Below are 18,939 nucleotides of genomic sequence, written 5' to 3'. Positions count from 1 at the left end.
AAATTCCTCCTCATCGGTTACTTTTCATGTTGGCACGCAATTTTTTAATCGCAATCGTTAAACAAAGTACAATGATGAATACATAAGCAATTAAATAAGTTATCCATACAGGTTGTTCTACACCAGAAAGCTCTGCTAACGCATCCCCCATCTCAGGAGAAATAAGTGTCAGCATCAAGGCGCCTGGATTAATTGACGCCCAGAAATAGGTCATAAAGGAGGCACCTGTTCCAATGGCGTTGCCCATTTGATGAAAGGCCATTGTTAAAAAGAAGAAGAATGCAGTAATACCTCCTAAGAAAATAATGGAGCCGTATGTGGCAATCATGGCAACAATGGTTCTCTTGGTAATGGTAGAAAACATCACGCCTATACTACCTATCGCTACTACAGTAACTAAATAAAATAAAAATATAGAAATAAGCTGTGAAGGCGACACACCACCAAACAGAAACACTAGGCTATATAGTGGTAAGCCTGCTACAAGCATCAATACTAGAAATGCTACGGAAGAAAGTAATTTTCCAATAACAATTTGTGTAGAACTTTGTGTCGTTGTTAATAAAATATTTAATGTTTGCTTTTCACGCTCACTACTGATGGCACCTGCAGTTAAACTTGGAGTAATGAAAAGAACTAATGCCATTTGTAAAATGGTAAGCACAGCAAACATCATAAAGCTTGTCTCAGGTCTAAAGAAGCCTCTGCCAGTAAATTCAGTTGTAAGCAATAAAAAACCTGCAATGAAAATACAAAGTACAGCTAAATAAAACATTAAACCTGAAAAGCTTTTAAAAGAACGGAAGCGTAACTTCAATTCTTTAACAAATACTGGATTATAAAAGCGTTCCATCATTGATTGTCCGCTCCCTTCGTAATCGCCATAAAGACATCCTCTAAATCTTTCTCTTCTTCACTTAAAGCATAGATCGGTAAATCTGCAAGCATCGCCTTTTTCAGCAATGCCACCTGCTCTGCGTCTGTTCCTCGATAGTTAAAGGCTATTTCTAAACGATTGTCGATGACATCAATTGATGATATATGCGGATCTTCCTCTAAAAATGCTCGTACCTCGTCTAAACGATCTGTTATTTTAAGCACAATACGCTTTTCCCCTTGTAGTTGTGCTTGGATGGCAGCTACATTGCCATGTGCAATTAATTTACCATTATCTATAACACCGATTTCATCACACATTTCAGCCAACTCTGGCAAAATGTGTGACGATATTAAAATTGTTTTCCCCATGGACTTTAAATTTCGTAAAATATCTCGCATTTCCACACGAGCACGTGGATCTAGTCCTGATGCAGGCTCATCTAAAATCAGTACCTTTGGATCATGGATAAGTGCACGAGCTAAACATAAGCGTTGCTTCATCCCACGTGATAATAAATCAACATATTCATAGCGTTTATTTGTTAAATTTACGAGTTCTAATAGTTGTGGAATTAACACTTGACGCTCTGCTAACTGGATACCGTAGCTCGCTCCATAAAAATCTAAATATTCATCTACTTTTAGCTGATCGTATACACCAAAGAAATCGGGCATATAACCAATTTGCTTTCGAACTTCCTTTGGTTCCTTCACAACACTTTTGCCATTTATCAGAGCATCCCCAGAAGTCGGTGACAATAGTGTAGCTAAAATAGAGAATGTTGTTGATTTACCTGCTCCATTGGCGCCAACAAATCCAAATACAACGCCTTCTTCCAAAGATAAGTTTAAATGATCTAATGCTGTAAAGGAGCCATATCGTTTCGTTAAATCACGAATTTCAATCATTATTTTGCCACTCCTTTCAGCTCTATGTCTGGTAACTTTGTTTGTTCTCCTGATGGATCAGGACCATATTTGATTTCAATTCGAAGCTCTCCATCTTGATTAAAGTATGTTGAAACTTTGTCTGTAAACACTTGCTTTGTATCGACTAAAGGCTCATATATATTCGTTTCATTATTCCAAATGGATAGCTGCATACGTGAGACATCCTTATTAGAAATTGTCAGCTCATTAAGTGATTCAACGGCATCCATAAATTGATCCGGCATGGCCATCGTTACTTCGTACAACCCTTCAGATAGGTACCATTTATTCAATTCTTCCTCGATCTTTTCATAATACCCATTTGCTGATAGCGGCTCTACTGAATACGAGAAGTTATTACGCTTCATTGTAAATGGACCTGTTAGCTCAACTTTTCCTTTAAATGGTTGAACAAGCATCGTAATTGGTGACATATTAGCACTTGTTTCTAGTTCAACACCTACCACAGCTTGATCTGTCCAAGCTGTAAGTATTGGCTGGTTATCCTTTTCGACAAGCGGCAATGCTAATGTTTTCATTCTTTCAATACGCATTGGGTCTACCTCATCCTTTTTCGATGGGTAACTATAATTATAATTATTGAAGATAGATGGTTTTTGAAGAACCGTTGTTTTCAGTTCTTTATTTACCTGTAATGTTCCGTTTGCTTCAATATCACCCAGTTTCACTTCTTTCACACCGGAGATTAATGTGACATCTTTTAATGCAAATGGGAAATTATTTTTAACCGTTCCTGTTAGTTTTTCATTTTTCAGTGTAATATCAATATCCATCTTCCCAATATTTTGCGCTGATGTTTTTCCACCAAAGGATTGCACAGACCAGTAGCTTAAATCACGTAATGTTAGTGTTGAACCGCTAGCATTTTCTTTTATATAAGAAGATTCATGTAATGGTCCCATCGTGCCTGTAAAGTTATTATAATTTCTTAATGCAACGGCCGTTGTATTTTGGTCAGCATTGACCACAAAGTCCCCACTGCGATTCGTTAGAATGGACTCTACATAGTAGCCATTTACACTCTTGTCTTCATTTACTTTATAGAATGCCGATTGTTGAACTTGTGGCTGAACAATACGATCCTTCGCTCCGACAATAAAGAGAACAATGGAAAGAACAACAGAGATAGATGGTATAATCCACCATGCATGCTCGCGCTTGTCCGCTTTTTTCAAGATAAAATAAAGGATTGGCCCGATAATTAAAATATAAAGAATAATGACAATTAGCATATAGCTCACTGATACTTCGAAGGATGGAAATAATTCGTTTATGTTACGAAGTTCATAAGATATTTGATCGAGAGGAGATTGTCCCTGTCTCATTATTCCTTGCTGTGAAATACTTTGAATATTTATCACTTTGGCTAAAAGTGCTCCGTAGCCGTCCATAGAAGCAAGTGGTTGATCACCTAAAGAGAAGGTAGTTTGAATCACTTCCCCGCTACCCACTTTTTTCTTTGCTGCTAACACTGTATTATTTTCTGTTAATACAGGTAAACTTCCTTCACTGCTAGTAGCTGAGTAAACTGAAATCGGCTGTGTAAAAATGCCGCCTCCTGACATTTTAGTTAAAGCTTCTGCAGAAATCGCAGTCATTTCTTGTGATAATGACAAAGGTAAATACTCTTTAAAAATGCCTGCTGTAGCATTAATTTGGTCAGCAGCACCTAGAAGTAAGGTACCTCCATCTTGCACCCATTTTAATAATGCTTCTTGTTGCTTCTGTGTTAAATCAGCAATAGCCACTTCATCTACAACAATGACATTGGCCATTGCAAGTCCCTGCGAATCTTCTGGAAGTGTATAATCTTTTAATTGATTGATATTAAATACTTCCACATTGCTTTGAGCTACAAATGTTGATAAACGTAATAGTGCTGAAAGTCGATCACTTTTATCTGTTAGTGTATAAATGAATGTTGATGAGGGATCTAAAAAGTTTGATTGCAGACGTTTTGTTCCCTTATAGGCAATCTTTTTTCCTTTTTCAATGTTCCCCTCATAAAAGGCAAATAAATCTGTGTCCGAATAACTATAGTCAGCTAAACCATCAAGATAGAAAGTAAATGTCTTTTCCTCTCCTGCTGCTATATCAATTGGCACGACGAGTGCTGAAGCTGCCTCATAAGAATTTGATGAATTAATCGCCATATCTCCTGAGAAGTCAGCTCCATTATTTTTCACTGTAACTTGTAGTGGTACTACTGATTGATATTTCGCTTTACCAGAAACACCTGCTGTTGCTTTCACCTCTAGCGTAGCAGCCGCACTCGCCTCTGTTGCAGGCAAGATAAAGCTCATTACAAGCATGACTAGTAAGGTCAGTGCCGTCCATTTTGTCTTTTTCAAAAGCTCAACCCCTTTTTATGTAAATAGATGGTTACATAATTATACGATTTAGATTGCATTTTGTTCCATTTCTTATGATATCTTCATGAATATTCATAAACTCTTAAGATTTCTACAATGTCAAAAGGCAACTCCAAAACAACTTGGAGCTGCCTGATTTTCTATTTAGTATAGTCAAACAAACACCGCGCATGATCCTGCACCACTTCAACAAACGCCTCTACCTGCCTTAATTCAAAGGAAGATTCATAACCAATTAGCCAAGTATCGCGTGTAAGCCCAAATTCCTTTTCGTTATTTGTCAGAGGGATTTTGTGAATGGCATCGTGGTCATTTAACGTAATAGAAGGTAAGATCGCATAACCGATACCATTTAATGCCATTTGTTTACAAATTTCAATTTGATCCACTAAAATTTGTTTTCTTGGATTCGAGGCAAAATGCTGCTGCCACCATTGCTGAATTTCTTGATAATAGTTGGAATCACTCTTATATTGAATAAATGGACGGTCTGTCTTTAACACATCTTCAATTGTTTTAACCTCTTTGTCCACTAAATAAAGAGTATCTCTGAAAAGGTGGATCTTTTCTCCTTTCCAGTCAACTTGGCCTCGTACAATGCCTACATGGGCCTCGCCCTCGTAAAGAGCTTTCACAATTTCAGAACTCCAGCCTGTCATCAGTGATATTTTAGCTTCTGGATATTTTGACACAAACTCCTTCAGGATTTTTGGTAGCCAGTTCTGACCAACAATGGATGCACAAGCAATTTTCAATGTCCCGTTTACCTTTGTCGTTAAGGATTGAATGGTTTCAAAAATTTCTTCCTTTTTAGTCAGCATTTCCTTTGCATAGGCTATCACCTGTTCGCCAGCAGGTGTTGCAGTTAGACCTTTCTGTGAGCGAATAAATAATTGTGCACCCCAGTCTTTCTCAATTGTTTGCAATCGTTGTGAAAGGGCTGGTTGGGATAAAAATAGACGTTCTGCTGCTTTTCGCATATTGCGTTCTTCAGCTAAGATCTTTAAAATTTCTGCCTCTGTTGCCATCAATCTGTAAAACCTCCAATACAAGCAAAGAGGGCCTCATGATTTTCATCTGAGTTCCCTCTTAAGCTACTACTCTTTTTGATAAATATATTTTTTCAATTGCTTTAAAATAACACGTCTTGTTAATATCCCTGCGAATGTACCATCTTCGTCCACTACACATAAAAAGGCGTGGTTAATGACTAAATCCAAAGCACGCTGGAAAGTATCCGTCAGCTTTAATACAGCGATCTCTTTTTCCATAATAGAGTCAACCTTAATATCAGGTAGCTTTTCATATTCAATATGCTCAAGTCCAAGAATCGATTCGGTAATCATTTTCATGCTAAGTAAACCTTGAAGTCGATATTTCAAATCTAATACAGGTATGGACGAGTACCCTGTACGTGTTAGTACAAGGAGTGCATGTTCTGCACTATTTCCACTTTGTACATGCGCAACTTTTTCAGAGGAAATGATAAAATCACTAATTGGCATTGCTAATAAGTCTTTGCTGTTAGTTGAAATCATGAACTTCTTCTCCTTTTCTGTCCTCACTGTGTAGAACAGTCCTTCCCTTTCATCATATCACAACTTTTCTATGTATGACCACGACAAGGCCAAGAAGAGTTTTTCATGAACAATGAATTATTTTAACCCTTACAGCAAAAACTTAGTATATCTTCATTCAGTCCAGTTTTTCGTGACTGAATGAAGATGGTTCCTATCTAATAGCCAGTCTTACTCCAGTAATAAAAAATCATGATTCCTAAAAAAAGCAAAAAAATTGCATAGACCCAAACAATTGGGTTCAACATCGTTGCATACTCTTCAACTGTTTCAGAAATCGGAGTATCATTTTCAGATTTCCGTTCAGAAGTCATTTTGGCTATTTTTAGCGTATAGACAAACGAAATAGCAGAAATGATTACAATGGCAATAATTGCTGGTATTAACCACATACCCATCGGCAAAACTCCTTTCTTTACCCTTAGTATGCGTCAACTCAGCTATTCGTTATGCAAACATTTTTAGAATGGATATTGATTGAGCCACTGCCCACCATCCAAAGTTACACATTCTCCATTCATATAACTTGCTTTGTTAGACATCATAAACGTAGCTAAATCAGCAATTTCTTCTGGTGTTCCTATACGGCCTAGTGGAACAGAATCTAGTGTACGAGCTGCCGCTGCTTCTGATTCCCAAAGCTTATCGGCTCCACCAGTACGCTCGATTGGACCTGGTGCAATAGCATTAACGCGAATTCCATACTGTTTCCCCCACTCAACAGCTAGCGTTCTCGTCAATGAAAGTACCCCTGCTTTTGCTGCAGCAGAATGGATCACACCTGCTCCTGCATTCCAAGCATACGTCGCTACCATATTTAATATAGACCCTTTGATCTTATGTTCAATCCAATACTTGCCTACTACTGAAGAACAATAGAATGTACCATTTAATACAATATCCACGACAGCCTTCCAGCCATTCGGTGATAAATCCTCTGCACGTACAATAAAGTTACCTGCTGCATTATTCACAAGCCCATCCACTTGACCAAATTTTTCAATAGCAAATGCGAGCATAGCCTCAGCATGCTCAGGTACACGTACATCCATTTGGAATGTCTCAATAGAGGGACCAGCCTCCGCTATAAATTTTTTTGCCTCTGCTAATCGTTCTTCGTTACGACCTGTTATAACAACATTAGCTCCCTCAGTCACGAATTGCTTTGCCATATACAGGCCCATGCCACTTGATCCACCCGTAATAATAATCGTTTTCCCTTGCAACATTCCATTTCCCCCTTTGTTAAAAATGAATGATGATTCACTAAAATTTTACTATATATTCTCGAATATGTCATATTAATTCTATAGAATGTGAGTTTATTTTATAAAAAAATATAAAAGAGCCATTCATTAGTCTGAATAGCTCTTCAATATAATTAAAACTCATACGTATAGGCAATTTTATATAACTCCATTAACTCTTGTAAGGTTGGTATCTTCGGATTGTTGCCTGGGCTTCCACTTGCAAGCGCATCCTCAGCCATTTTAGGAATGGCCTGATAATAAGCATGCTCCTCTATTCCCCATTGTTTTAAATTGCCAATTTTCATATGCTTACACATATTTTTAATGGAAGTAATAGCAAGCTGAGCAAGCTCCTCTTGTGATAGACTTTCTTTTGTTTTATTAAAAAATTGTCCTAAATCTGCCAATCGATCTATACAAGTATCTTTTGAATAGTCTAGTACAGCTGGTAAAAGCATCGCGTTGGAGATACCATGAGGAACATGGAAAAGTGCACCAATTGGACGCGACATTCCATGTACAAGGGCAACAGAAGCATTTGAAAATGACAGCCCTGCCTGCATCGAGCCCAATGACATCGCTTCTCTAGCATCAACATCATCTCCATGTTCATAAACCTTTATGATGTTATTCACAATTAATTCCATAGCAGATAAGGCGAGCACATTCGAATAAGGATGAGCTAAGCGCGATAAATAGCTCTCAATGGCATGGCTCAATGCATCTATTCCTGTTGCTGCGGTAATGGCAGGAGGTGAAGTAATGGTTAAAATAGGATCAACAATCGCAACAGTTGGCATAAAAGCTGGTTGCTTAATCATCATTTTTACATCACTTATCGTGTTGGTAATAACGGTTGCATCTGTTGCTTCAGAGCCTGTACCCGCTGTCGTTGGTATCGCTATGTGTGGGATTGGTGCAGAAGCTGCTACCTTTGCCATTTTCATATAATCCCCTATGTAGCCACCGTTTGTAGCCACTACTGCAATCGCCTTTGCCGTATCAATACAGCTACCACCACCAACAGATATAATGACATCACAGTTTTCCTTCTGCAAAAGCTGCAATCCCTCTGCTACATACGTATCATCTGGCTCTGTTGTCACCCCTAAATATGAAACGACTTCTAGCCCTTGGTTCTTTAACAGTGTATGGCATTGCTTGACAAAGCCTAAACTGTCCATGATTGGATCACTAATAATTAATGCCTTAGAGCCTAGTTTTTTAGCATACTCTCCTACTTCTTCAAATGAATCACGACCATATACAATCGTTCCTGGTGAATGAACGGTAAAGATGGTTTTTGTTTGAATCATATTTTCCCTCCTAAGCTACTGAGCTGTATAGCCACCATCTAATAGAATGGCCTGACCGGTTAACCCCTTTGCTACATCACTTGCTAAATATAATGCAAGTCCAGTAATTTCCGAGACATCAAGTAAACGTTTTTGTGGGACAAGTGGATATAACACTTGTTCAAGTACTTCTTCCACTTGAATACCCCGTGTCTTTGCTAAATCCATAAACTGATTACGTACTAATTCCGTATCAACATACCCTGGACAAATGGCATTTACCGTAATTCCATTTGTCGCCACCTCTAGTGCGGTTACCTTAGTGAGCCCAATCACACCATGCTTTGCTGCATTGTAACCAGCCTTACCAGCAAACCCAATAACGCCATTGATGGATGCCATATTAATAATGCGACCAAATTGATTTTTCTTCATATATGGTAACGCATACTTCATCGCTACAAAGGGAGCAACAACCATCACTTTTTGCATTGCCTCGAAAATTTCTGTCTTAAAATCCTCAATATGCGATACATGTTGAAATCCTGCATTATTGATTAAAATATCTAATGTTGAGAATTTATTAATTGTAAAATCAATGGCTTCTCGTATGGCTTGTTCTTCTGTCACATCACATATAAAGGAAGTTAAAGAGGGGTTTTGTGAGACGGCTTCCTCTAAAAGCTGTTCATTTTTATCCGTAATCACAACATTAGCCCCTTGCTCAGCAAATGCTTGTGCCATGGCAAGGCCAATACCACGAGCTGCCCCTGTAATAAAAACCGTTTTTCCTTGCATACTACATCCCTCCTACATCCCTAATAAGATTAATATGATCGCAAGTATTGTACCTATGATGGGGATAATAACCGTCAAAGCTCCAAATGGCATATATGCATCCTTCTGCTTTTCATTACAAACTGAATTGATGGTTGTCACAACATATCCACCGTGTGGCAATGAATCTAGGGAACCAAATGCTATAGCGATTGTTCGATGTAACGCCTCTGTATCTATACCCATCTCGATATAATGCGGTGCAAGTAAGGGCATTGGAATCGTTTGTCCCCCTGATGCTGAACCTGTTAAACCAGCAATAACCGCAATGGCTAAGGCTCCTCCAATCAACGGACTACCAAGAATATTGGTCAGTTGCAACAAAGGATGGCGTTGCTTTTACTACGCCTTCAAAGCCGACAACAGCCGCCGTATTGGCAATGGCAATAATCGCACCTATTGCACCTGCTGCTAATGTTGCGCCAACTGACTTTGCATATTTGTAGCTCACTAAATAAGCCACGAGACAGCCACTGGTTAAGGCTACAATTAAAAGTTAGGAAGTTGGCCTGATTTTCATTAGCTGTTTGAGGAAAAAATGCGAGACCATTTGTTAAGGCTGCTAACAGCGCAGTTAACGGTGCTGAAATAAGTAGATTTATACCCCCTCTTTGTTAAATAAACTACCAAAAAGACCGATATACTCTAACATTTACACCTCACCCATCCCCTTTTTTAGAAAAAGAGCTGTATGTCTCTACAGCTCTAGGTTTTATTAGTCGTTATTGCTTGGGAATGCAAATGTGGATGCTGCGGAGGCGTTACCAGCCATCCAACGCTCTGAAATTGTCTTTGTTTTTGTAAAAAAACGTGCTTGATCTGGTCCAAACATATGCCCCTCACCAAAACGAGAGCCTTTAAAGCCAGCAAAGTTATGATAGCCAACGGGAATTGGAATTGGTACATTGACACCAACCATGCCAACATCAATTTCTGTCGTAAATTTGCGAGCTGCTAATCCATCATTCGTAAAGATTGTGACGCCATTACCTAGCTCATGCTTATTTATAAGTGTTATAGCTTCCTCTAATGAATCTACACGAACTACATTGCGAGCTGGACCAAATATTTCTTGCTCATAAACTTCCATGCCTGGCTTTACATGATCTAATAATGTAGGTCCTACATAAAACCCTTTAGACTCTTTAACAATGTCAAGTTCCCGTCCGTCACAGATTACTGAAGCTCCTTCTGCTTCTCCTCGATCAATTGCAGTAAGTATTGCTTCTTTTGATTGTTGAGAAATAACAGGGCCGAAATCTGAATCAGGGTTTGTATAAGGGCCGACCTTAAGATTAGAGATTTTTTCCTTCAGAATCTCCACTAGACGATCTGCAGTATCCTTTCCTACAGGCATAATAGTAGATATCGCCATACAGCGTTGAGAGGCTGCCCCATATGCTGCTCCAATAAAGGCATTAGCTACCTGTTCAAGATCGGCATCTGGCATTACAACCATATTATTTTTACCCCCGCCTAGTGCCGTAACGCGTTTTCCGTATTTTGATCCAGTTTCATAAATATACTTTGCCACTGGTGTTGATCCAACAAATGAAATCGCTTGCACAGTTGGGTTTTCTAAAAGTTCATTGACCGCATCTTTATCACCATTGACCACTGTCCAAATACCATCAGGCAACCCTGCCTTCTTCCAAAGCTCACTAACATACAATGCAGTCATCGGCACACGTTCGGATGCTTTTAAAATCACCGCGTTTCCTACAGCAAGGGCCATACTCGTTTGCGCTAGAGGCACCATGATGGGGAAATTAAATGGAGAAATTGCCGCCACAACCCCTAATGGATATTTTGCAGAATAAGCATTTATTTGACCTCCAACATTTACAGAGTATTCTCCTTTCATTAAGTGGGGCGCACCAATGGCTAAATCAACAGATTCAAGTCCTCGTGTAATTTCACCTTTGGCATCTTCAATCGTTTTACCGCTTTCAGTACAAATGATCTGTAATAGCTCCTCCATATTGTCAGTGATAAGGTTACGGAACTTTAGTACAATTTCTGCACGCTTCGCTACTGATGTATCACGCCAAGCTGGAAATGCTGCTTGAGCTTGCTCGATAGCATCTCGTGTTTCCTCTACTGTTGCAAGGGGTACCTTAGCAATGACTTCACCTGTTGTTGGATTAAACACCGACCCAAATCGCCCACTTTTCCCTTCAACCATTTTGCCACCAATAAAATGTGTTAATGTTTTAACCACTTGTGCTGTTGTCATATCCATATCCTCCTCTTAAAATTGTTCTAGTTTACATTTTTCTTTTAAGCTTAAATAAGCTGCAGACATATCATTTTCTCCATAGCCCTGCTGCGCAATCTCACTGTAAAGATCCACCAGCTTTTCACCGATTCGCAGAGATACGCCTGCTTCATCTGCCATTTCCTTAGCTAATTTCAAATCTTTTACTAATAGATTTGTCGAAAAGCCTGGCTCATAATTATCATTTTTCATATACTCCATATAATTGCGTTCATAAATACGGCTTTGCCCATAACTATTACTTAATACCTCATACAGCGTGTCTGCCTGAATACCCATTTTTTCTCCAAGTAAAATAGTTTCAGCGACTGCCTCTGTGTAAAAGCCAATCATTAAGTTATTGAGTAATTTAATTCGCGTTCCTACACTTGGAGATGTGCCCAGGTGATAAACGTTTTTCCCCACTATTCCGAATATTTCTGTAGCACTTTTATAATCAGCTGTGTCACCACCAACCATAATGGTTAATGTCGCATTGACAGCCCCAATTACACCCCCACTGACAGGTGCGCCCAAATAACGTAATCCCAAAGCTTTAGCTTCTGTATGTAACGTATCATTCAATTCGGGATTAACAGTACTGAAATCAATCAGCAGGCATCCTTTCTTTGCATGTTGTAAAATTCCTTGTTCTGACTGATAAACCAATTCTACAACGTGAGGGGTAGGCAAACTTGTCATAATAACATCACATTGTTTCGCAATATCTATTGCTGTCTCAAGACCGATACCACCTGCTGCGACGAATTGTTCCATTGTTTTCGCATTCGTATCGAAACCAAACACCTCATAATCTGCTCTTAATAAGTTAATAGACATCGGTAAACCCATATTCCCTAAGCCAATAAAACCTAATTTTTCCTTCATTGTGACCTCCTCATACCTTGAAAATACACCAGGAAAACTTGATGATATACTAGCCAACTTTCATTTTTTAAAGTAACATTAATAACGAGATAATTTCACTGACCACAGTCATTGACCTTGGTCATTTAAATCATAATCAATCGAAATCCATCTCGTCAATTAAAAATTTGATATTTTCAGAATATTTTTTACAGAAGATATTTTACAATATTTTATATAGGGGGTATTAGCTACCTATGGAAGCACTCACAAGCAGACAGAAAAAGGCATTAGAAACACGTGAAAAATTATTGAAAACTTCTTTAGACTTATTTAACAAACATGGTTATGAACATGTTTCTGTTGAACAAATTACGAAGGCATGCAATGTTTCGAAGGGTACCTTTTATACACATTTCCCATCTAAATACGATGTTATTTTAGAAAAATTTAAGGAACTTGATAATTTTTATAGTACAGTTGAAAAAAATATTGATGCCACATTACCAGCTAGTGAAAAAATACTATTAGTGTTTCAAGAGCAAATGAACTATTTAACAAAAATTGTAGGAAAGGATTTATTGCGTACAGTATATACGGCTGCTATGACAAACCAAGTAGAACAGGATCATTATTTAATCAATCCACAACGAAAGATTTTTCAGATAATGAATACCTATATCGCGGAAGGTATTCAACAAGGGGAATTTAGACAGGATCTATCTGCTACTACCATACAAACACTTATTCAGCGCTGTATGCGTGCGAATGTCTATGATTGGTTAATACATAGTGAAGATTTTGACCTAACCTCCGAGATGTCCCAATTTACAGCAATTGTTTTAAAAGGTCTTAAAAACGACAAATTAAAAAGTAGCACTTCATCTATTTTATGATGTAAGTGCTACCCGTTTTCTAGCTAACAAAATATTGTTGTACAATCGTTTCAACTGGTAATGGTTTATTATACAAATAGCCTTGCCCTTTTTGACAACGATGGCGTTTGAGAAAATCGACTTGTGTGGGTTCTTCAATTCCCTCTGCAATGACCTCTAACCCTAAATTATGAGACATCGAGATAATGGCTTTTATGATGGCTTCATTTTTGTCATCCTTTGCTATATCTGCAATAAATGACTGATCAATTTTTATAATATCAATCGGATAACGCTTGAGATAACTTAATGATGAATAGCCTGTCCCAAAGTCATCCACAGACACATAAACACCTAATTGCTTCAGTTCTGTAAGAATCGAAAATGTTTCATGTACATTTGTCATGGAACTTTCGGTAATTTCTACTTCTAATAATTCAGGTGGTACACCATATTTCTTTAAAGCTGTTTTAATTTTCCGGGCAAAATTTTCTTTTCTAAACTGTTTTGGTGATATATTGACTGCAATCCGTACAGGACGATATCCCTTCGATTGCCATTCTCTTTGGTATCGACATACCTCGTCAATAATCCAATCCCCGATTTCAATAATTAAACCTGAAGCTTCCGCAATAGGAATAAACTGTGCTGGTGATACAAAACCAAATTTACGATTATTCCATCGTAATAAAGCTTCAAAGCTATTGATGCTATTATTTGCCAAATCCATTTGTGGTTGTAAATGAAGACTTAGCTCATTAAATTCAATTGCTCGACGTAAATGTGCTTCCATCAATGCTTCGTTTGGAAAAATGGCCGTCATATCTTCACGGTAGTAGCGGTAATGTGAGCGACCATGTTCTTTAACAGAAAATAAAGCTTTATCAGCTTTCCTTACAAGTGTCTCGATATCTTTACCATCTGCTGGACTAAGTGAAATCCCAATCGATACGCTAATAAAATATTCCTGTCCATCTATCATAAATGGCTGTTTTAATACGTCCATGATCAAGTTTGCAGTCCGCTCAATTTTTTGGATGGTTGCATCTTTTAGTACAAAAATAAACTCATCACTATTATATCGATATAACGAACACTTTGAGTAGCAAAGCTCCCGTAACCTATGGCTAAACATACGCATCAACTCATCTCCCTTGCTCTCGCCAAGGGATTCATTAAACTTTTTAAATCGGTCAATGTCAACTAAAATAAGAGCGGCTTGCTTATGCTCTTGCTTTTTATCATTTAAATGTTGGAGCCAATGCTCTTTAAAAGCTTTTCGATTCCAAATACCTGTTAATTCGTCCATTAGTGCTAGGTAATAGAATGCTTCATGATCATTCATAAATGAATTGGCATCTTTAACAAATAAGTGTACACCTACAACTTCATCATTATAATATGTTGGATGCGTTCTTAAATAAAAGGGTTCTTTACTTAGCAAATCACCTTTCAATAAACATTTAGGCATGCCAAACGCTGAACCTTCAATTGTTTTGGTAAATAATAATTTAAATTCATTGAGATATTTACTTTCGAGTAATGAAAAAATATCTAGTCCAATTAGACTTTGCTGCTCTCTCGACAGTGTAGCAGTAGCAGCAATATTTTGATGAATTATTCGACCTTGTAAATCTGTCGTTAACACTGGACTTACATGTTGCTCAATGAACTGTAAATAGGGCTTTTCTTCAACTGCTATCGCTCGAAGAATAATGGCAACTATTGATTCAGAAAAGTGCTGAACATGAAGCGCAAATGTTTTCTCTTGAAGACCAGTACCTAATCTTAGAGTATGCTGTTTATTGAAGTCTTCAATTAGAAATCCCGACAATTGCAGCCAGCATTGCTTAGTAAAAAAGTTCTCAGCGTTTTTGGCTGTTATATCCTCCAGCTCAATCATTGACGATAGCTTATCATTAAATTCAACGACCTCAAACACTGTCTTATCAACTTGTTGCAAAAAAACGATTGCATCAAATGGATTCAGTTGCATGAGCTGTTGATAATCTGCAAATGGCGCTACACTTTCTCTACATTTTTTCATTCTATCCCTCACTAAGTAGCGTGTTTGCTCTATTCTTCGTCTAGCGTAGGCTTTAATGCTTCCTTCAAGAAAATTTCCTGGCTATTCAATGGATCTTCGCTACGATCAAACTCTTTATAATGATACTTACCATTAGAGTCTTGAATACGTGCTTTGGCAGTATCCATTAATTGTGCATTCATTATGTCAATAATACGAGTTTTTGCTTCACTTGCATATACAGGGAATAAAATTTCTACACGTTTAATCATATTGCGTGTCATCATATCTGCAGAGGATAAATAGACTTTATTTTCCCCATTATGATGGAACCAATAAATACGAGAGTGTTCAAGGAAGCGACCAACAATACTTGTTACGGTAATGTTTTCACTAATACCTGGGATACCTGGTCTAATACAGCATATGCCACGAATAATAAGTTCGACCTTTACACCCGCAATTGATGCCTCATAAAGCTTCATCATTAAATCTTTGTCTGTCAATGAATTCATTTTTGCACGAATAAAACCATTTCCATATTTTTTATGACAGGCAATTTCCTCATCCATTAAACGAATAAACTCATCTCGTATATCAAATGGTGCCACGACTAAATGATTAAAAGTAGGCTTTTCTGTATAGCCACTTAAGTAGTTAAAGAAATTTGTCGCATCAATGCCAAACTCTTTATCTGTCGTTATTATGCCCATATCCGTATAGATTTTTGCAGTAGCATCATTATAATTTCCTGTACCCAAATGGACAAAGCGTTCAATTTTGCCGTTACGACGACTAACGACTAGCGTGATTTTGGAGTGTGTTTTTAAATTATTCATCCCATAAATCACAAGACAACCTGCTTGTTCTAATTGTTTTGCCCAGTGCACATTATTTTCTTCGTCGAAGCGAGCCTTTAGCTCAACTAATACCGTGACTTGTTTACCGTTTTCAGCGGCAAGCTTTAACGCTTGAATAATCGGTGAATTCCCGCTTACTCGATATAATGTCTGTTTTATAGCCAATACATTCGGGTTAACAGCGGCCTCAGAAATAAAATCAACAATAGGGGCAAAAGATTCATATGGATGATGGAAAAATATATCCTGTTGAAGTGCTTTTTCGAAAATATTTTCGTCAGACTGTAAATCTAAAGGTGGCTGTGGGATAAAGCTTTCATATTCTAAATGCTCACGACCTACAGAAATACCTTTCACAAAAGAGAACATAAACGTTAAATCCAATGGACCATCAATATGGAATACATCGGATTCTTCTATTTCAAATTCATCTAGTAAGTATCTCAGCACTTCCTCATTCATTTCTCCAACTCGAACTTCTAAACGGCTTCCTACTCCCCATTTTCGCTTTTTCAGCTCTTTTTCGATCTCCACGAGAAGATCTCGAGCCCCTTCTTCATGGATCGTTAAATCCGCATTTCTTGTTAAACGGAAGGCTTGTGCTGATTTTACGCTATAGCCATAAAACAGCTTTTCTATATGCGCTACTATCACATCCTCCAATAAAACGACAACTGTCTTTCCTTCTTCTGACGGTACTTTTATATAGCGATCTAACACAGATGGAACCTGGACAATTGCCACTTTTTCACGACTTTCAAGATCTGACTCATCCTGCTCTAACAGTACTAGTAAATTCAAGGTTTTACCAAGTAAGGTTGGGAAAGGACGATATGCATCCACTGCAACAGGTGTTAAAACAGGGAAGATAGTTTCTGCAAACATTTCATTGATAAATGATTTTTGTGTGCTATTTAAATCTTTCATGTCCGCAATATGTACATTATGTTGTGGCAGTAAATCATAGATTAAATGTCGATATACCTCGGTTTGTCGACGAACTAATGCTTGTGTGCGTTCTGCGATTTTGGCCAACTGTTCCTTTGGCGTTAAGCCAGATTTGTTTTCGGGCTTATGAAAACCAGCGCGTACCTGGTCCTGTAATCCTGCAACACGCACCATAAAAAATTCATCTAAATTTGAACTAAATATAGCCAAAAATTTTAAACGCTCTAGCAGAGGATTATTAATATCCTCTGCTTCTTCTAATACTCGCTCATTAAAGGCAAGCCAGCTTAATTCCCGATTATTATAATATTGAGGCTTTGCAATTTCCTCCAACAATAGATTGTAGTTTTCGGAAAACTCTTCCTCGTATAGCTCGTTTTTCGTTACTTCAGTTGTCATCCATTGTTCCACCCTTCTTCAATAAAATTGATTTTCATTGGGATTTTTAATGCACGTTCTAAATGTTTTCTATGTCGATTGGCTTGATATTTTTCAGCCGCAGCATTCTTTTTAACATAAATATCAAGCTGAACATGATCTTCTTCGGTGTGCATTTCAATAGCGTGTACAATATTGCGCTTTGAAACATTTAATGCATAGACAAATTTTAATAACGCTCCGAAATCTCGTATTTTACGATGTTCCTCCCGACTCATCCATGTAGCAAATGGAGCAGCAAATCGTTCGAAATAATCTTTATTTTTATAGGAGGCAAGAAGTGCTAGTTTTACTCGTTCTAAATGATTTAAACCATCAATGGATTGATTTGCAATTAAATAAAAAGTATGTTGGCTTGAAGAGCTTAATTCGATATACTCTCCTATATTAAAAACCTTCGCCGCTTTTGCTAATAAATGCAAATCTTCTGGATTATATTGCAAGTAGCCTAAATGACAACATTCACGATACAATTGATCTGCTAAATGCATTAAATAATCTACTTCCATTTCACTCCGACCATACTGACGTGCTAATCTTCTAGCATTTCCTTCAAATACATTATATTTATCAAAGGCTTGTGTGTCTGTTTGCAAAATCCGTTGAAAAATGAGTCCCTCACGTAAACCTCGTTTTGTCAGTTGGAAGGACTCACTACCAACTACCTCCATCAACACTCTAAATACCTCTAATGCAGGAACAATGATATCTGCACGGTCTGATGAAAGACCGTCCAATTGTTTCAATTCCTGAAAGCTTAATTGCCCTAAAAATAAGCTTAAATCATCCAAATCTCCCTTTGTCATTTCGTAGCCATGAACGCTGGCAATAGGATAATCATGCTTTTGTTGATGTATTTGAGCAATATTGCGCGCACTACCACCAATTGCGATAATAGGTAGAGCAATATTTTTTATCCAAGGGAGAGTTTGGAACTGCTCTTTTACAAAGGTAAGAAGCTCTTTTTTCTCACTACTATTGATAATGTCACCTTTTACAAAACGTTGCTTTAAAGAAACTGTCCCAAAAGGAAAGCTATGTGATTGCTGAATTTCTTTATTTTCAAACAGCGTAATTTCGGTACTACCACCACCGATATCTATCGTCACAGCCGATTTCGTACCCATGGAATAAGCAACAGCAACGTAGCCAAAATAGGCTTCTTCCTCTTCTGATAAAAGCTCTATTTGGATACCTGTTCGTTCTTTCATTACCTCAATAATTTTGTCACGATTAGTGGCTTGTCGGATGGCAGCAGTCGCAGCAGCTTTTACATCTGTTACTTCAAAATCCTCAAGCATTGCTTTAAATGTTAATAAAGTTTCTGATAACAATTGAATACCTTCATCAGACATCTCCCCTGAGGGCTGTATATATGTACGCAATCGTGCTACCGTTTTGATATTTCCAAGCTCACGAAGTCCCTCTTCATTATCATATTGATATAATACTAATCGAATAGTATTGGAGCCGATATCAATAATCGCTGTTTTTAATTCATTCAAAT

At 37.8% G+C, this 18,939-nt stretch carries 15 protein-coding genes and 1 pseudogene; 1 reads left to right on the top strand and 15 read right to left on the bottom strand.

What is annotated here, in order from left to right; genetic code table 11:
• Positions 1–10: 10 nt before the first annotated feature.
• The 12 genes and pseudogenes from MKZ14_RS03910 to MKZ14_RS03855 form a co-directional block, all read right to left on the bottom strand.
• The gene (locus MKZ14_RS03910; protein WP_339280626.1) at positions 11–856 is read right to left on the bottom strand and encodes an ABC transporter permease; all 846 of its coding nucleotides are present in this window, start codon (positions 854–856) and stop codon (positions 11–13) included.
• Complete coding sequence (locus MKZ14_RS03905) at positions 853–1,788, bottom strand: ABC transporter ATP-binding protein (protein WP_016992437.1); 936 nt, start codon at positions 1,786–1,788, stop codon at positions 853–855. Before MKZ14_RS03905 ends, MKZ14_RS03910 begins: the two co-directional genes overlap by 4 nt.
• On the bottom strand, positions 1,788–4,181 hold the full coding sequence (locus MKZ14_RS03900) for a hypothetical protein (RefSeq protein WP_339280625.1): 2,394 nt from the start codon (positions 4,179–4,181) through the stop codon (positions 1,788–1,790). The genes MKZ14_RS03905 and MKZ14_RS03900 overlap by 1 nt, the downstream gene beginning before the upstream one ends.
• 161 nt (positions 4,182–4,342) lie before the next feature.
• A complete protein-coding gene (locus MKZ14_RS03895) occupies positions 4,343–5,230 on the bottom strand; it encodes a LysR family transcriptional regulator (RefSeq protein ID WP_016992439.1) in 888 nt (295 codons plus the stop codon).
• A 69-nt stretch (positions 5,231–5,299) separates the two neighbouring features.
• Positions 5,300–5,740 (bottom strand): cyclic-di-AMP-binding protein CbpB, encoded by a 441-nt coding sequence (gene cbpB / locus MKZ14_RS03890; protein WP_004224640.1) that lies wholly within the window; start codon positions 5,738–5,740, stop codon positions 5,300–5,302.
• 197 nt (positions 5,741–5,937) lie between these two features.
• Complete coding sequence (locus MKZ14_RS03885; protein WP_036075750.1) at positions 5,938–6,177, bottom strand: hypothetical protein; 240 nt, start codon at positions 6,175–6,177, stop codon at positions 5,938–5,940.
• A 63-nt stretch (positions 6,178–6,240) separates the two neighbouring features.
• Positions 6,241–7,008 (bottom strand): 2,4-dienoyl-CoA reductase, encoded by a 768-nt coding sequence (fadH, locus tag MKZ14_RS03880; protein WP_036075751.1) that lies wholly within the window; start codon positions 7,006–7,008, stop codon positions 6,241–6,243.
• A 152-nt stretch (positions 7,009–7,160) separates the two neighbouring features.
• Positions 7,161–8,345: an iron-containing alcohol dehydrogenase gene (locus tag MKZ14_RS03875; RefSeq protein WP_036075752.1), complete on the bottom strand. Its 1,185-nt coding sequence runs from the start codon at positions 8,343–8,345 to the stop codon at positions 7,161–7,163.
• Positions 8,346–8,360: 15 nt separating this feature from the next.
• Positions 8,361–9,122: a 3-hydroxybutyrate dehydrogenase gene (locus MKZ14_RS03870; protein ID WP_339280624.1), complete on the bottom strand. Its 762-nt coding sequence runs from the start codon at positions 9,120–9,122 to the stop codon at positions 8,361–8,363.
• A 12-nt stretch (positions 9,123–9,134) separates the two neighbouring features.
• Positions 9,135–9,654, bottom strand: a pseudogene (locus MKZ14_RS03865) (GntP family permease); the annotation flags it as partial.
• A gap of 222 nt (positions 9,655–9,876) precedes the next feature.
• Positions 9,877–11,397, bottom strand: a complete 1,521-nt coding sequence (locus MKZ14_RS03860; protein ID WP_258860272.1) for a CoA-acylating methylmalonate-semialdehyde dehydrogenase — start codon at positions 11,395–11,397, stop codon at positions 9,877–9,879.
• Positions 11,398–11,412: 15 nt separating this feature from the next.
• Positions 11,413–12,306: an NAD(P)-dependent oxidoreductase gene (locus MKZ14_RS03855; protein WP_339280623.1), complete on the bottom strand. Its 894-nt coding sequence runs from the start codon at positions 12,304–12,306 to the stop codon at positions 11,413–11,415.
• Between the two features lie 236 nt (positions 12,307–12,542).
• Between MKZ14_RS03855 and MKZ14_RS03850 the strand changes: the two genes are divergently transcribed.
• Positions 12,543–13,181 (top strand): TetR/AcrR family transcriptional regulator, encoded by a 639-nt coding sequence (locus MKZ14_RS03850; protein WP_036075759.1) that lies wholly within the window; start codon positions 12,543–12,545, stop codon positions 13,179–13,181.
• Between the two features lie 19 nt (positions 13,182–13,200).
• On the opposite strand, the gene MKZ14_RS03845 is transcribed toward MKZ14_RS03850, so the two are convergent.
• Genes MKZ14_RS03845 through MKZ14_RS03835 form a run of 3 tightly spaced genes read right to left on the bottom strand, consistent with a single transcriptional unit; the run spans position 13,201 to position 18,937 of the window.
• Positions 13,201–15,207, bottom strand: a complete 2,007-nt coding sequence (locus tag MKZ14_RS03845; protein ID WP_339280622.1) for a bifunctional diguanylate cyclase/phosphodiesterase — start codon at positions 15,205–15,207, stop codon at positions 13,201–13,203.
• 29 nt (positions 15,208–15,236) lie between these two features.
• The gene (locus MKZ14_RS03840; RefSeq protein WP_016992445.1) at positions 15,237–17,393 is read right to left on the bottom strand and encodes an RNA degradosome polyphosphate kinase; all 2,157 of its coding nucleotides are present in this window, start codon (positions 17,391–17,393) and stop codon (positions 15,237–15,239) included.
• Positions 17,390–18,937 (bottom strand): Ppx/GppA family phosphatase, encoded by a 1,548-nt coding sequence (locus MKZ14_RS03835; protein WP_016992446.1) that lies wholly within the window; start codon positions 18,935–18,937, stop codon positions 17,390–17,392. The genes MKZ14_RS03840 and MKZ14_RS03835 overlap by 4 nt, the downstream gene beginning before the upstream one ends.
• Between the last annotated feature and the right edge of the window lie 2 nt (positions 18,938–18,939).

It is taken from the genome of Lysinibacillus sp. FSL P2-0066 (assembly GCF_037969495.1).
In the GTDB taxonomy this organism is placed as follows: Bacteria; Bacillota; Bacilli; order Bacillales_A; family Planococcaceae; genus Lysinibacillus; species Lysinibacillus boronitolerans.
Note: the sequence above shows the minus strand (reverse complement) of the source record. Positions and strands in the feature narration are given on the sequence as shown.